12 protein-coding genes are annotated in these 14,350 nt (G+C 71.8%); 3 read left to right on the top strand and 9 right to left on the bottom strand.

Annotation, left to right across the window (positions count from 1 at the left end):
- Positions 1-32: 32 nt before the first annotated feature.
- The 7 genes from ACGFYH_RS00795 to ACGFYH_RS00765 all read right to left on the bottom strand — a co-directional run bounded on the left by ACGFYH_RS00795 (position 33) and on the right by ACGFYH_RS00765 (position 9,007).
- The gene (locus tag ACGFYH_RS00795; protein WP_393800962.1) at positions 33-2,111 is read right to left on the bottom strand and encodes an MMPL family transporter; all 2,079 of its coding nucleotides are present in this window, start codon (positions 2,109-2,111) and stop codon (positions 33-35) included.
- A 146-nt stretch (positions 2,112-2,257) separates the two neighbouring features.
- Complete coding sequence (locus ACGFYH_RS00790) at positions 2,258-3,373, bottom strand: hypothetical protein (RefSeq protein WP_393800961.1); 1,116 nt, start codon at positions 3,371-3,373, stop codon at positions 2,258-2,260.
- Between the two features lie 94 nt (positions 3,374-3,467).
- The gene (locus ACGFYH_RS00785) at positions 3,468-4,451 is read right to left on the bottom strand and encodes an SCO2521 family protein (protein WP_393800960.1); all 984 of its coding nucleotides are present in this window, start codon (positions 4,449-4,451) and stop codon (positions 3,468-3,470) included.
- 1 nt (position 4,452) lies between these two features.
- Positions 4,453-5,418: an SCO2522 family protein gene (locus tag ACGFYH_RS00780; RefSeq protein ID WP_393800959.1), complete on the bottom strand. Its 966-nt coding sequence runs from the start codon at positions 5,416-5,418 to the stop codon at positions 4,453-4,455.
- On the bottom strand, positions 5,415-6,332 hold the full coding sequence (locus ACGFYH_RS00775) for an SCO2523 family variant P-loop protein (protein WP_393801501.1): 918 nt from the start codon (positions 6,330-6,332) through the stop codon (positions 5,415-5,417). The genes ACGFYH_RS00780 and ACGFYH_RS00775 overlap by 4 nt, the downstream gene beginning before the upstream one ends.
- 2 nt (positions 6,333-6,334) lie before the next feature.
- Complete coding sequence (locus ACGFYH_RS00770; RefSeq protein WP_393800958.1) at positions 6,335-8,179, bottom strand: SCO2524 family protein; 1,845 nt, start codon at positions 8,177-8,179, stop codon at positions 6,335-6,337.
- A 54-nt stretch (positions 8,180-8,233) separates the two neighbouring features.
- Positions 8,234-9,007: an SCO2525 family SAM-dependent methyltransferase gene (locus tag ACGFYH_RS00765; protein WP_393800957.1), complete on the bottom strand. Its 774-nt coding sequence runs from the start codon at positions 9,005-9,007 to the stop codon at positions 8,234-8,236.
- A 252-nt stretch (positions 9,008-9,259) separates the two neighbouring features.
- On the opposite strand from ACGFYH_RS00765, the gene ACGFYH_RS00760 reads away from it, so the two are divergent.
- Positions 9,260-9,817, top strand: a complete 558-nt coding sequence (locus ACGFYH_RS00760; protein WP_393800956.1) for a GNAT family N-acetyltransferase — start codon at positions 9,260-9,262, stop codon at positions 9,815-9,817.
- Positions 9,818-9,986: 169 nt separating this feature from the next.
- On the opposite strand, the gene ACGFYH_RS00755 is transcribed toward ACGFYH_RS00760, so the two are convergent.
- Together ACGFYH_RS00755 and leuA are read right to left on the bottom strand one after the other, a co-directional pair.
- Positions 9,987-10,682, bottom strand: a complete 696-nt coding sequence (locus ACGFYH_RS00755) for a TerB family tellurite resistance protein (protein ID WP_393800955.1) — start codon at positions 10,680-10,682, stop codon at positions 9,987-9,989.
- A 184-nt stretch (positions 10,683-10,866) separates the two neighbouring features.
- On the bottom strand, positions 10,867-12,588 hold the full coding sequence (leuA, locus tag ACGFYH_RS00750) for a 2-isopropylmalate synthase (RefSeq protein WP_393800954.1): 1,722 nt from the start codon (positions 12,586-12,588) through the stop codon (positions 10,867-10,869).
- Between the two features lie 350 nt (positions 12,589-12,938).
- Here leuA and ACGFYH_RS00745 point away from each other — a divergent pair, with 350 nt between their 5' ends.
- Positions 12,939-14,009 carry a M4 family metallopeptidase gene (locus ACGFYH_RS00745; RefSeq protein ID WP_393800953.1) on the top strand — a complete coding sequence of 357 codons (1,071 nt, stop codon included), beginning with the start codon at positions 12,939-12,941 and terminating at the stop codon, positions 14,007-14,009.
- Between the two features lie 21 nt (positions 14,010-14,030).
- Positions 14,031-14,297, top strand: a complete 267-nt coding sequence (locus ACGFYH_RS00740) for a protealysin inhibitor emfourin (RefSeq protein WP_393800952.1) — start codon at positions 14,031-14,033, stop codon at positions 14,295-14,297.
- Positions 14,298-14,350 lie beyond the last annotated feature (53 nt).

The following is a 14,350-nucleotide window of genomic DNA, read 5'->3' as shown; positions in this document are numbered from 1 at the left end:
AGGGGAGGGGCGCGCTCCGGTCGTCGGGCGGTTCAGACACCGACCGGCTCCCGGTCGCCGTCCGGCGCGGGCCGTTCCGGCTTCCGGGACAGCCGGCCCGGCCACCACACCCGGCGGCGCAGCGCGACGCTCGCGCTGGTGACCAGGTAGGTGCGGACCAGGAAGGTGTCGAGCAGGACGCCGACCGCGATGACGAAGCCCAGCTCGACCAGCTGCACCATCGGCATGCTGGTGAGCACCGCGAAGGTGGCCGCGAGGACCAGTCCCGCGGAGGCGATGACGCCGCCGGTGGTGCGCAGCGCCGAGAGGGCCGCCTGTGTGGGTTCGGCGCCTTTCAGGGCCTCCTCGCGCATCCGGTGCATCAGGAAGATGCCGTAGTCGACGCCGAGGGCGACCAGGAAGACGAAGGAGAGCAGCCCGAGTCCCGGGTCGGTGCCCTCGAAGCCGAAGAGGGGCTCGAAGACGAGACCGCCGATGCCGACGGCCGCGCCCCACACGGCGACGACGGCGGCGACCAGGATCAGCGGCGCGACCAGGGAGCGCAGCAGCACGGTGAGGATCAGCAGGACCGACAGCAGCACGATGGGCACGACGATCGTGGTGTCCCGGGCGTTGGTGTCCTCCAGGTCGATCTGCTGGGCGCTGGGGCCGCCGACGTAGGAGCCGTCGAGCTTGTCGCGCAGGGCCTCGATGGTGGCGGTCTCGGCGGCCGACTGGGGCGGGGCGGAGGCCAGTACGGTCAGCTCGGTCCAGCCTCCGCCGCTGCGGCCGGTTTCGGCGTTCTCGACACCGCGGGTGCCGCGGATCTCGGCGAGGGCGGCGTCGGCCCGGCCGGTGGGGGCGATGACGGTGATGGGCTGGGTGCCGCGCTCCGGGTAGGCAGCGGCGAGGGTCTCCATGGCCGCGATCGCCTCGGGCCTGGTGGTGAAGGAGTCCTCCTGCTTGAGGCTGCCGGGCAGGGCGAACGAGCCGAGCGCCAGCGCGCCGAGCAGGACGGCGCCGCCCACCAGGACGGTGCGCGGCCGGCGTTCGGCGGAGCTGCCCATCGCGGTGAACAGCGATCTGCGGGCCTTGGGCGCGCTGCCGTGGCGGGGCACGAGCGGCCAGAAGACGCGGCGGCCGAGCAGGACCAGGAGCGCGGGCAGCAGGGTCAGCATGGCGGCCAGCGCGCACAGGACGCCGACGGTGCCGAGGGGGCCCATGCCCCGGCTGGAGTTGAGGTCGGCGGTGAGCAGGCACAGCAGCCCGGCGGCCACGGTGCCGGAGGAGGCGAGCACGGCGGGGCCGCAGCCGCGCAGGGCGGCGCGCATGGCGTCGTACGGCCGCTCGGCGCGCCGTAGTTCCTCGCGGTAGCGGGAGACCAGCAGCAGCGCGTAGTCGGTGCCGACACCGAAGACGAGGACGGTCATGATGCCGCTGCTCTGGCCGGAGACCGCGGTGCCGAACCACTGGTTGAGGCCGTAGGCGACGCCCATGGACAGGTAGTCGGCGATTCCCGCGACGGCGAGCGGGACGAGCCACAGGAAGGGACTGCGGTAGATGAGGATCAGCAGCAGGGCGACCACCGCGGCGGTGGTGTAGAGCAGGGGGCCGTCGAGGGAGTCGTAGACCTCGGCGGCGTCGGTGGCGAGCGCGCCCGCGCCGCCGACCTCGACGCCGAGCCCGTCGCCGCCCCGCGCGATGTCCCGTACGTCGTTGACGAGTGCGTCGCGGGCCTTCTCGTCCTGGCCGGGCTCGTTGGAGGCGACCGGGTACACGAGGGTGGTGCCGTCCTTGGACGGGATGCCCGCCGGGCGGCCGGTCAGTTCGTGCGCGCCGGCGATCTCGGCGAGCTGCTCGGCCGCGGTGGCTTCGTCGGCGGCGGTCAGTCCGGCGTCGCGGTGGTAGACGAGGACCATCTCGGTGGCCTCGCCGCCCGGCAGCCGGTCCTGGATCCTGGCGACCTGTGTCGAGTCCGCGCTCGCCGGAAGGTAGTCGACGGCCCGGTCGTGCTGCACGTCCCCGAGTTTCGCCGCGAACGGCGAGGCGATCGCCAGGACGGCGATCCACAGCCCGAGCACCAGCCACGGCAAGGCCCGCCGCCGCCCCGCGCTTGTCCTTACGGCCCCCATCCGACGGGCCTCCCTCCGGTGGATGTCTGGTCGGTCTCCAGACTTCCGGCAGCGGGACGCGAACGCGTCGGGCCTGAGGGCGAGTCGGCGGCTACTGCCCGGGGTGACGCGCAGCCGTCGTTACTCCCCGGGGAGTACGGCGGCCGTCACGCCTGGTCGACCATCCAGTTGCCGTCCTCCTCGTCGTCGACCCGCACCTCCAGTTCGCGCAGGCCCATGCCCGCGTCCCAGAGCTCCTTGAAGCGCTTGAGCCGGTCCCGTACGTAGTCCTGGCGCGCGGTGAGCCGGGTGCGGATGTTGACGTCGCGCAGGTCCTGCTCGATCTCGAACGACACCTCCTCGTCGTAGAGGATGAAGTCGTTGGTGGTGCCGCGCTGGAGGTGCGGGGGCAGTTCGGGCAGGACCGCCACGCGTACGTCGATGCGGCGCAGTTCCTGCTCCTCGCACAGGCGCAGCAGCCGGTCGTCGAGTTCGCGGGCGCTCTCCAGCAGGAACAGGCGGCGCACCGCGACGCCCTGCTCGTCGATGGCCGCCTGCTGGGCGTCGAGGTAGCGGCCGGCGGGCTCGCTGCTCCAGAACTCCCGGTCGACGGAGGTGCTGGTGGCGAGGATGGACCGCTCGGCGGCCCGGGTGAGGGTGAGCATCCAGTCGTGGTTCTCGCCGGGGCACTCGGCGGTCAGGTTGGTGAGGTCCGCCATGTGGCCGACCACCCGGGACATCTCCAGGTGGACGAAGGTGTGCAGGATGGAGGGGCTGGGCAGCAGCACGTCGGCGAAGCCCTTGGCCAGGTCGGGGACGCTGTCGATACGGACCGGGTCCAGTGGACGACCGGGTTCGGCGGCCCGGTGGTCGACCTGGGTGACGTGAGTCTCGACCAGCTGCTTGACGTCCTCGGTGTGCCGGGACAGGCCCGACTTCAGCTCGTCGTCGTACCGGTTCAGACCGTCGCGTACGGCGGCGGTGTTCTCCGCCAGGGCGCTCTCCACCCGGTGGGTGTGCTCCTCCAGCCGCTGCTGTCCCGGGCGCGGGGCCAGGCCGAGGACGTACTGGACGGCTGCCGCCGCGCCGGCACAGAGCACCGCGGACACGAACTGCCGCAGTGTGCCGTCGTCCGGGGCGAGCAGCGTCGTGACGCTCCAGAAGAGGGCGCCGACGACGAGGGCGATCAGCAGCACGCGCGCCCGGGGGGACTCCCCCCTCGGGTCGATCGGGTTCGTCGTGCGGGGCGGGTCGTCGGGTCGGGGTGACTGTGCCGTGCTCATCTCGCTTCTCCCCCCGTTGGGATGCGCGTCGGATAGGGGTGCGGGGATGTGCGTGCGGGGCGGGTGCCGGGGCCACTGGGGGCCGGGGCGCCGGTCAGGGGGCCGGTTCCACCTCCCGGTGGGGTACGGGTATGGCGTGCAGGGTGAGCTGGTCGCGGATGCGCTGCACCAGGGTCTGCCACTGCCGGGTGAAGCCGGGGCGCTCCTCCAGCGGGTCCCACAGCGCGGCCAGTTCGGCGGTCACGCGGGCGCGCGGCATCCACAGGTGCAGCAGATGGTCGACGGCCGGGCGCAGCGTCCGCACCACGGCACCGGCGTCCTGTGCCGCTCCGGCGCCCAGGCGGAGGCCGTCGAGCATGCGGACGACGGTGGTGAGCAGCCAGTCGTGCAGGGCCAGGTCGTCGCAGAGCGCGGCGAGGCCTGCCGCGGCGGTGCCCTCGGGCACGCGCAGGCGTACGGTGCGCAGCTCGTCCTCGGCGAGGGTGAACCGCTCGACGGCGGGTCCTTCGCCCGGCTCGGCGGGCAGCGCCGCCCAGCGCAGCCGGGTGGGGCGGGACCTGAAGGGCGGGCGCTGGTCGAGCAGGGGGTGGCGCAGCAGCCGGGTGAGCAGTCCGCCGGCGATCAGCCCGATGTCGAGGTCGCCGTGGCGTGGGCCTCCGAGGACGCCCCGCGCGACCGCCTCGTGGGGGAGTCTCCCGAGTGGTTCGACGATGCCGGGCCGCACCAGGTACTCGCCCCACGGCCGCCGCTGGTCGGGTCCGCCTGCGGGGATCCGGCAGTATGCGGAGGTCTGCAGGACGCGGCCCTCGGTGAGCGCGGCGTGGGCGGTGACGGTGCCGACCGCGCGGATCCGGGCACCGTTGGCGCTGGGCAGCGGGCAGTCGACGCCGGTGAGGGTGTCGGGAGAGCGCGCGTAGAGGCCGGGGCGCTCGGAGAGCAGCACGCGTTCGTCGGCGCGCAGGCCGAGGAGCTGGGCGGCGGAGCGGATGTCGAGGGCCTGCCGGGCGGGCAGCAGGCAGGTGCGGACCTCGCCGCAGGCGAGTGCGGCGCGCGGAGTGCTGCTCTGCCGCGGCGCCATGTCAGAGCCCCGCGTAGTACACGTAGGAGACGCGGTCGGCGACCGAGTCGGGGACGGGGACGCGTTCGCGGCCGGAGCGTTCGGCGACCTGCGTCAGGGCGCCGGGGTCGACCTCGATCTGGTCGAGGATCACGCGGACGGCGTGTTCGACGGGGAGGAAACGGCCCGGCAGTACCGAGCAGGTGCGGTAGGCGGCGAAGGGGGCGGCGCGGTCGTCGAGCCGTAGCAGGGACGGCAGTTCGTCCCAGTCGTCCGGGAATCCGGCGGCGGGGGCGTACGGCTGGGGGACGAGGACGGTCTCGCCCTCGTTGCGCAGCAGTCCGAGGCGGGCGAGCTGCCACACGGCGGCGAGGAAGGGGCAGGACCAGGTGCGTTGCCCGTCGGCGTCGTCGCTCCACAGTTCGACGTCGAGGAAGACGGAGTGGCGGCGGGCCGCGGTCTCCCGGGGCGGCTGCCAGGCGACGGCCCGCTTCATGGCCTGCGGGGCGCGGGCGACGGGGCTGCGTTCGCCGTTGGCGAGCCAGCCGGTCTGGGCGGCGGGCGGGCGCAGGCCGTAGCTGCCGGGCGGCGGGGACTCGACGATACGGCCGGCCACCGCCTCCGCGACGGGCACCTTGCCGGTGACGGCGCAGCCGGACTCGCGGGCCAGGTAGTCGACTCTCAGCCCGGCCCGCTCGGCCTCCGCGAGCAGCATGGGGACGACCTCGGCGGGGGTGGAGAAGCGGCTGAAGTAGTCGTCGACGAGGAAGCAGGTGCTGATCCGGGCGCGTTTTCCGCCCGCCCGGGCGGCGGCGGTGCGGGCCGCCTCCACCCAGGGGCGCACTTCGGCGAAGTGCGCGCGCAGCCGTTCCGGTCCGGCCTCGAAGTCCTCCATGTAGAGGTGGCCCAGCTCCAGGGAGAGGTGGGCCAGCGGCACCGACCGGGTGCGCGGTTCGGCGGCGGTCTCGCGGAACACCGCGTCGCTCACGGCCGCCCCCAGTGCGAGTCGTCGGTCAGGCGCCGGGCGATCTCCTCCAGCGCCTCTAGGGTCTCCTTGTTGGCGATCTGGGTGGAGAGGACGTCCTCCTCGGTGATCAGCTGCTCGCGCCACTGGAGTATGGGTTCCAGCGGTACGACGCCGAGGACGACGCTGTCGCCGATGCGGTGCTCGGCGGCGAGCCGGCGCAGTGCCTCGTCGCAGGCCTGCATCCAGGCGGCCTGGGCGGGCGAGCCCTGGGACCACAGCGGCGACTCGGGGTCGGGGACGGCGGCCCGTACGAAGCGGATGGCGGCGCGCAGGGTGTCCTCGTCGTGGCCGCGTTCGACGCCGCCGCCGATGATGCCGTGGTCCTTGTGGACGAGTCCGGAGGCGGCGATGACGTGCTGGCGGGTCCAGCGGTGGAAGACCAGCCAGCGGAAGGGGACGTTGCGCATCCGGGCGTGGGCGGTCGCCGCGAGGACCATGTCGACGGCGTAGCTGCGGCCGGCGCTGAGGTCGACGACGGTGACGTCGAACTCGCCGTTGAGCTTCAGCAGCAGGTCGATGCAGCGCTCCAGGGATTCCTCGCCGGTGGCGAACTCGCCGCCGCCCGCGTCGCCGGGGAACAGCACCAGGCGGCCGGACTGGTTGGGGCGGGCGCGCAGCAGGGGGTGCTCGGTCTGCCGCCAGACGTCGATCCTGACCGGCTCGGCGGTCTCGCCCTCCAGGTAGGAGTGCAGACCGTGCTCCTCGGTGCCGCGCATCGCGCCGGGCACGTCGAAGACGGCGGCGGCGGTGGGCGAGCCGAAGTCGAAGTCCACGTAGGCCACGTGGTCGCCTGTGAGGGCGCGCTGGTAGGCCAGGTTGGCGCTGGTCACCGAGCGTCCCGTGCCTCCTTTGTCGGAGGCGGCGAAGACGAGCACGCTCACACCTCCTGCGCGGCGGCGCCCCTGGCCTGGGCCAGGGTGTCGAGTTCCCGGAGCACGGGCAGGGCCAGTGCGAAGGCGGTCGCGGGCCGCTCGTCGACCAGGCTGCGGGCGTGGTCGAGGCGGCTCTCGATGCTGCGCATGGCGCGGGCTCTGCTTCCGTCGGCGGCGGCGGACGCCTCCAGCTGTTCCTTGCCGAACAGGTGGGTGGCCTCGCTGAGCAGTCCGCGGGCCATTTCGGCCAGCTCGGGGCTGCGGATGGGCTGCTGCTCGTACAGGTTGCGGGCGGCGACGAGGCACTCGGTGACGCGTTCGGTGATGCTCCAGGACAGGCGCAGGGCGACGTCCTGCGACTCGGGGTAGACGGCCCGGACGTTGTCCCAGAGACCGGCGCCGTCCTCGTCGTCGATGCGCCGTGACCACAGGTGCTCGAAGGTCTGCTCCGCCAGGCGCAGCAGCCGGTCCTGGGCGCCGATGTTCCGGGACAGCTCGGCGAGCTGGATGCTGCGTTTGAGGAGCTGGGCGGAGAAGTCGGTCATCCGCCACAGCAGCCGGCCTCCGGAGCGCTCGGACCCGGCGAGCGGCATGGTGACGCCCGGGTTGTGCAGCCGGATGGTGGTGTCCCGTCTGGTCATGCGGCTGGTGACGCGGCCCCGGTCGGCGAGGCGTTCCATGACGGCGACGGTGCGGGTGAGGTCGTCGTCGGTGGCCTTCCGGCGGACCAGGTCGTGGACGACGATGGCCGCGACGGTCAGGGAGAAGTACTCGGACTCCAGGCGCAGGCCGGTGGTCTGCCAGGGCAGGTCCTCGAGCGGCCAGCGGTCGGTGCCGAAGCGGGCGATCGCGGACCAGTACTGCTGGCTGAGTTCCCAGCGCAGGCGCAGCATCTCGGCGAGTTTCTGCTGGTCCTCGTCGAGCAGGCCGAGGGTGAGGGTGCGGTCGGAGAACAGGTCCTGGATGCCGTCGAGAGCGGCGACGGTGAAGTACACGTAGGGCAGCCGGTCGGCGATGCCGTCGGGCTGGCCGGGTGCGGGGGTGTTCAGGTCGCCGATCTCGGGGGCGTCCTTGACGATGCCCCAGGCCCAGCCGCACTCGAAGAGCTGGCTCTCGTCGCGGATGCCCTCGTCGACCTGGATGCCTCTGGAGATGCTCTCGATGATGGTGGCGCGCAGGGGGCGCAACCGCCGGGAGAACTGCTGGAGGACGAGCCGGTCGGACAGCCCGCCCTGTCCGATGACCTGGATCAGCCGCCGGCCCTGCTCGGACTCGGCGTCGAAGACGTTGACGGTGAAGGAGCGCAGCAGGCTGATCATCGCGGCGGTCAGCCGGATGTTGGTGGCGTCCCTCAGCTCGGCGACGGCCTTGCGCACCTCGGGGCGGGTCGTGGTGCCCTCGTAGACCTTGAGGAACCCGAGGGTGGCGAGGCAGAGCGTGACGGACATGGAGTAGGAGTCCACCACGCCCAGCTGGGCCTGGTCGTGGGTGATCTCGCCGTCGGGTTCGGAGGGCCGGAAGTAGTGGCCGCCGGCGAAGGTCGGGCTGTCGTCGTTCCCGGTGTGGGTGCGCATGAACTGGGTCAGCGCGGCGATCAGGTTGGGCGGGATCTCCAGCCGGCTGCCGACCCGGTCGAGGGCGCGCAGGACGTCACGCTCGGTGGTGTCCGGCTGGTCGAGCCGGAAGGCGGGGACCTCGGTGGCCGGATAGAGCAGGCAGAGCAGGCGCTCGGCGTCCGCGACGCTGCTCAGTCCGTCGGTGTCCCCCCGGACGAGCTTCCCCTCGTCGAACGAGTGACGGGCCATGGCCTGCCAGATGTCCAGCAGGTGCTGGCGTGGCTTGATCTGCATCCCCGCACCCCTCGTACAGATCTCGGTGCCCTGTGTTCAGCATGGTCCCCGTTCCTACGGGGTGGCAATCTCCGCATCGCGCCGTCCCAGGGCGAGGAGCATTCCCTCGTGACCCGGCCGCACCATGTGGTGCAGATCGTGGATCTCCAGCTCTCCGGTGAACGGTTCCAGGCTCTGCCTGACCCGGTCCTCGTTCACCCGGTAGGCCGGGTAGTCGTGTTCGCCGACGCGGTAGCCGACCGACTCCTTCATGAACGCGGCGGCGAACGGCGCGCCCGCACCGAGCGCGTTCATGAAGCAGCGCACGCCGCGGTGGAACTCCTCGGGGCACTCGGACATCGAGTCGGCGACGAAGAACATCGTGCCGAGGTCCCAGCGCCGGTGTCCGTCCTCGAGGTCGAACAGGTTGCCGCGCTCGACCCGGACGATCTCGCTGACCAGGGCCCTCGGTTCGACGGCGCGGTAGGCGGGCGCCTCGCGCAGCACCTCCCAGAAGGCGTCCCACGCGGTGTCGTACCCGCCCGGGGAGACCTGCTTCTCCAGGTATTCGACGTTCGGGTGCGCGTACTCCAGCAGGAGCACCTTCTCGCACCAGGGCAGCATGGACAGCGCGGGATAGAGATTCGCGCCGGCGCCGACGTCGACACCGCGCACCGGTCCGGGTACGGCCCCGGAGAAGCAACGGGTGAAGTGGTCACGCAGCAACCGGACGATCAGCAGGTCGACTTCGAGCGGCTTCCGGTAGTTGTTGTCGACGTACGCCTCCGGATCGAACTTCGACCAAGGCGCGTCGGCGTTGCGATCCATAGTCACCCTGCCGCGTTCCATTCGCTTTCGGACACATCCCCAGTGTGTTCACGGTAGGTGACCCGGATGCCTCGAGACAGCGGGGGAATACGCCATCCGCGTCCGACCGGCGCACGTCGGGCGCATGGTCGCACGCCCTAACTCGCCCTTGCATGCGGCAAGTTGGACGCTCACTCTAGCCAGAAGCAGACACCCGCCGCCACATGAGACCCCATCCCTTCGTGTGCACGGCGCCGATGCCGACGAGTTGACGCACGTCCGACTGGGGGTTGCATGACCGCCGAACCGCTGGAACGTTCCCTCGACCGCCCCGACCAGCTCACGCGACCCGGCTCGGAACCGGACGGGCGACCGCTGGTCCTGCGCACGGCACAGGAGGCCGATCTGCCGGAACTGCGGCGGCTGGACGAGGAGGTCTTCCGGGAGGTCGCCTATCCCGGGTTCCTGCTGCGTCAGCTCTTCGACATGTACGAGGAGCACTTCCTGGTCCTCGACGACGGCACGGGCCGGCTGCGCGGCTATGTGCTGGCCGCCACCCGGGCGCTCGGCGCGGACAGCTGGATACTCGGCCTGTGCGTGACGCGGGACCGGCGCCGCCACGGACTGGGCCGGGAGCTGATGACGGAGGTGCTGGACCGGCTGCGCCGGGACGGCATCCGGATGGTCCGGCTGACGGTGGAGCCGGCGAACCTCGCCGCGATCTTCCTCTACCGTTCCCTGGGCTTCCGCCCGGAGGAACCCGACGGCGGCCTGCGTCCGGACTACTTCGGGCCGGGCATGCACCGCCAGATCATGCGCCTGGACCTGCCCGGGAGTCCCGGCCCGGACTAGGCCTCGTGAGACTCCCGTCTGCCCAGCGACGTCATGCACGCACTCTCGCCGTACCGGGCCCTGACCCGGGTACATCCCGTACGAGGCCCAGGACCCGGCACGCCATAGAGCACGCACCTGACGCCGCGGGGCCGCCCTGCGGGCGACGGCGCGAGTTCGACGACAGGACCTAGGAGGGCGTGCCCGCCGACTCCAGGAGGCGGGTCACGTCGTCGGAGCAGATGGTCAGCGCCGCGCCCACCGTGGCCAGGGCGTCGCGTTCGGCGGGGGTGTAGGGGCCGTCGGCCAGGGCGATGCGGGCGCCCTGGAGCAGGATCGACTCGCGGCCGACGGCGGCGAGGTGCGGGGCCAGCGGGTCCAGCGCCTCGTGCAGCTCTATCGCCAGGCCCGGCACGCAGGGTTCGCCGCGGACCCGGCCGGTGTCCGCCTCCAGCGCCTCGACGAGCGCGTTCAGCCGGTCCTCGGTGCAGTCCTCGTAGCCGGCCGCGCGCACCGCGACGGCCGCGGTCTCCAGCGAGGTGCGGGAGCAGGTGCCGCCGGCGGTCAGGACCGCGAGGGCGACGGTGTGGACGGCGTCGCGGAGCATCGCGGAGAAGCGGGTGGTGGTCGGGTGGTCGAGGATGTCGGTGCCGTAGTGGCGGCGGCAGGCCGCGCACTCGACGGTCGGCGCGGACTCGCCGCGCGGCAGTACGGGAACGCCTAGCAGGGTGAAGCGGCGGCGGCCGGTGAGCCGCGTGTAGTTGCGGTCACCGCCGCAGCCGGGGCAGAAGAACTCGCCGTCACCGACGGGTGTCCACGCGGTGCGGGTGCCCAGGATGCGTGGCAGCCGGGCAGCTCGGCTGTTTCGTCCCCGTTCAGGCAGCACGTCGCACCTCCGTAACGGCGCGACAGCATCGTCGCGCTGGCGTGATGTTAGCCACACCACCGACGTGGAGTCAGTACCCAGGACGAGACCTTTCCGTGACCCCCGCAGATATATGGCCGGTATATGACGGGGTCCCGCCCGCCGTTTTCCGGCGAGCGGGACCTCAAACCACTGATTCGGCTGGTCAGCGAGTTGCGCGGTTGACGGCGGAGACGACCGCCTTCAGCGAGGCGCGCGTGGTGTTCGCGTCGATTCCGATGCCCCACAGCACCTTGTCGCCGATGGCGCACTCGATGTAGGAGGCGGCCTGCGCGGAGGCGCCCTCGCTCATCGTGTGCTCCTGGTAGTCCAGCAGCCGTACGTCGATGCCGACGCCCTGCAGCGCGTCGAAGAACGCCGAGATCGGTCCGTTGCCGGTGCCGACCAGGGTGGTCTCCGCGCCGTCGACCGTGGCGTCGACGGTGAGGGTGTCGACGCCGTCGCGGTCGGTCGTGGTCTGCCCGTTGGCCACCTGGACGCGGCCCCAGGGGTTGCCGGGGTTGGGCAGGTACTCGTCCTGGAAGACGTCCCAGATCGCCGTCGGCGTGATCTCGCCGCCCTCGGCGTCCGTCTTGGCCTGGATCAGCTTCGAGAACTCGATCTGCATCCGGCGCGGCAGGTCCAGGCTGTGGTCGTTCTTCAGGACGTAGGCGATGCCGCCCTTGCCGGACTGCGAGTTGACGCGGATGACCGCCTCGTAGGAGCGGCCGACGTCCTTGGGGTCGATCGGCAGGTAGGGGACGGCCCACTCGATGTCGTCGACGGTGACGCCCCTGGCGGCCGCGTCGGCCTCCATGGCGTCGAAGCCCTTCTTGATGGCGTCCTGGTGGGAGCCGGAGAAGGACGTGTAGACCAGGTCGCCCACGTACGGGTGGCGCGGGTGGACCTCCATCTGGTTGCAGTACTCCCACGTGCGACGGATCTCGTCGATGTCGGAGAAGTCGATCTGCGGGTCGACGCCCTGGGAGAACAGGTTCATGCCCAGGGTGACCAGGTCGACGTTGCCGGTGCGCTCGCCCTGCCCGAACAGGCAGCCCTCGATGCGGTCGGCGCCGGCCATCAGCGCCAGCTCGGCCGCCGCCACCGCCGTACCGCGGTCGTTGTGCGGGTGGACGGACAGGCAGACGTACTCGCGGCGGGACAGGTTGCGGCCCATCCACTCGAAGCGGTCGGCGTGCGTGGACGGCGTGGAACGCTCCACGGTGGCGGGCAGGTTGAGGATGATCTCGCGGCCGGGACCGGGCTGGTAGGTGTCCATCACCGCCTCGCAGACCTCCAGGGCGAAGTCCAGCTCGGTGTCGGTGAAGATCTCGGGGCTGTACTGGTAGCCGAACTCCGTCTCGGGGCCCAGCAGTTTCTCGGCGTACTCCATGACCAGGCGGGTGCCGTCGACCGCGATCTGCCTGATGTCGTCCCGCGAGCCGCGGAAGACGACCCGGCGGAAGACGGGGGCGGTCGCGTTGTACAGGTGGACGGTGGCCCTCCTGGCGCCCTTCAGGGACTCCACCGTGCGCTCGATCAGGTCTTCGCGGGCCTGGGTCAGGACGGAGATGGTGACGTCGTCCGGGATGGCGTCCGGGTCCTCGACGATGGAGCGTACGAAGTCGAAGTCGGTCTGGCCGGACGCCGGGAAGCCGACCTCGATCTCCTTGTAGCCCATCTTGACCAGCAGATCGAACATGGCGCGCTTGCGGACGGGCGACATGGGGTCGATCAGGGCCTGGTTGCCGTCACGCAGGTCGGTGGAGAGCCAGCGGGGGGCGGCGGTGATCCGCTGGTCCGGCCAGGTGCGGTCGGCGATGCCGACCTGCTCGTAGCCGCGGTACTTGGCGGTCGGCATGGGGCTGGGCTGCTGGCGGTTGGCCATGATGGCGGGGGCTCCTCGTGATGTCCGCGGTCTCGGCGGTGTCCGCGACGTCCGCGTGTCCGGAAGGACGGCCGACGGCACCACCGAGCTCCGCGGGGAGGGAGTCGGCCTCTACAGGCCCTCGCCGCGGCAGCTAAGGAGAAGCAGCCCGAATCGCATGATGCCCAGCACCTTAGCCGAGTCACGCCGGTCACGCGGGTCCGTATCAGTATGCGGGACCACGGAGGGAACCGGGACAAAAAGTGCCGTATACCACTCGCGGCCGGCACCGAGACCGCCTTGACGACGCTTTTCACCAATCATGGTTGCGGGTGGTGACAGCGCGGTCACCCAGTGCGAAAGTGCCGGACATGACGACATACGGGGGCTTCCAGCCCGTCTTCTGCACCATCGTGCCGCCCCACGTCCTCGACCGGCTCGCCCGGAACGCCGACCCCGTGCTCGCCGGGCCCGCCCGCCGCACCCTCCAGCGCGACGCCTTCGAGCGCACCCGCCGCGGCCTGACCACGGTCATCGGCGCCCCCACCGTGGTCCCGCCCGCCGACGCCGAGCCCGAGAAGCCGCGGCGCACGGTCCACGACGCCCGGCACGGCACCGACCTGCCGGGCCGCAGGGTGCGCGGCGAGGGCGAGGAACCCGGCCGGGACGCCACCGTCAACCGCGCCTACGCGGGCCTGGGCGCGACCTTCGAGCACTTCCTCAAGGCGTACCGGCGCAACAGCGTCGACGGCGACGGGCTGCCGCTGAAGGCGACCGTGCACTACGACCGCGAGTACAACAACGCCTTCTGGAACGGCGAGCAGATGGTCTTCGGCGACGGGGACGGGGAGATCTTCCTCGACTTCACCATCGCCCTGGACGTGATCGGCCACGAGCTGACCCACGGCGTCACCCAGCACACCGCCAACCTGACCTACTACGGCCAGCCCGGCGCCCTCAACGAGTCGGTGTCCGACGTCTTCGGCTCCCTCGTCAAGCAGTACGCGCTCGGGCAGACCGCCGCCGAGGCCGACTGGCTGATCGGCGCCGGGCTGCTCGCCCCGCGCGTGACGGGCGAGGCGCTGCGCTCCCTGAGGGCGCCGGGCACGGCGTACGACGACGACGTGCTCGGCAAGGACCCGCAGCCCGCGACGATGGAGGAGTTCGTGCGCACCGGCCGCGACAACGGCGGCGTGCACATCAACTCCGGCATCCCCAACCACGCCTTCCACCTCCTCGCCACCGCGCTCGGCGGGCACGCCTGGGAGCGGGCCGGGCAGATCTGGTACGACGTGCTGACCGGCGGCGAGCTGGCCCAGGACGCGCTGTTCGCGGACTTCGCGACGCTGACCCTGAAGGCCGCCCGGGAGCGCTACGGCGACGCCGAGGAGCTGGAGGCGGTGCGCAAGGCCTGGGAGCAGGTCGGGGTGCGGACGCTGTAGTTCCGTACTAGACACGGTCCCATGCGAATTCAGGTGAGGCGCACAGGAGGCTTCGCGGGCATCGAACGCCACGCGGAGGTCGAGACCTCGGGACGCCCCGACGCGGCCGAGTGGCACGCCCTGGCCGAGCGGGCGGTCGCCGACGGCCGGGGCACACCGCCGGTCGGGGTGCCGGACGGGTTCAGCTACCAGCTCACGGTGGACGGGAAGACGGTGTACGCGGCCGATCCCCGGCTGACGGACGAGCAGCGCGCGCTGATCTCGCGGGTGCTGAAGGAGGGGGCGTAAGTCGGTTGTCGCGCACGGGAGTTGACTTGCTTCCATGGGGGTACGGATGATCC

Origin of the sequence: Streptomyces sp. NPDC048392 (genome assembly GCF_043200575.1) — a bacterium.
GTDB lineage: Bacteria > Actinomycetota > Actinomycetes > Streptomycetales > Streptomycetaceae > Streptomyces.
This window is presented reverse-complemented; position numbering and strand designations above follow the sequence as displayed.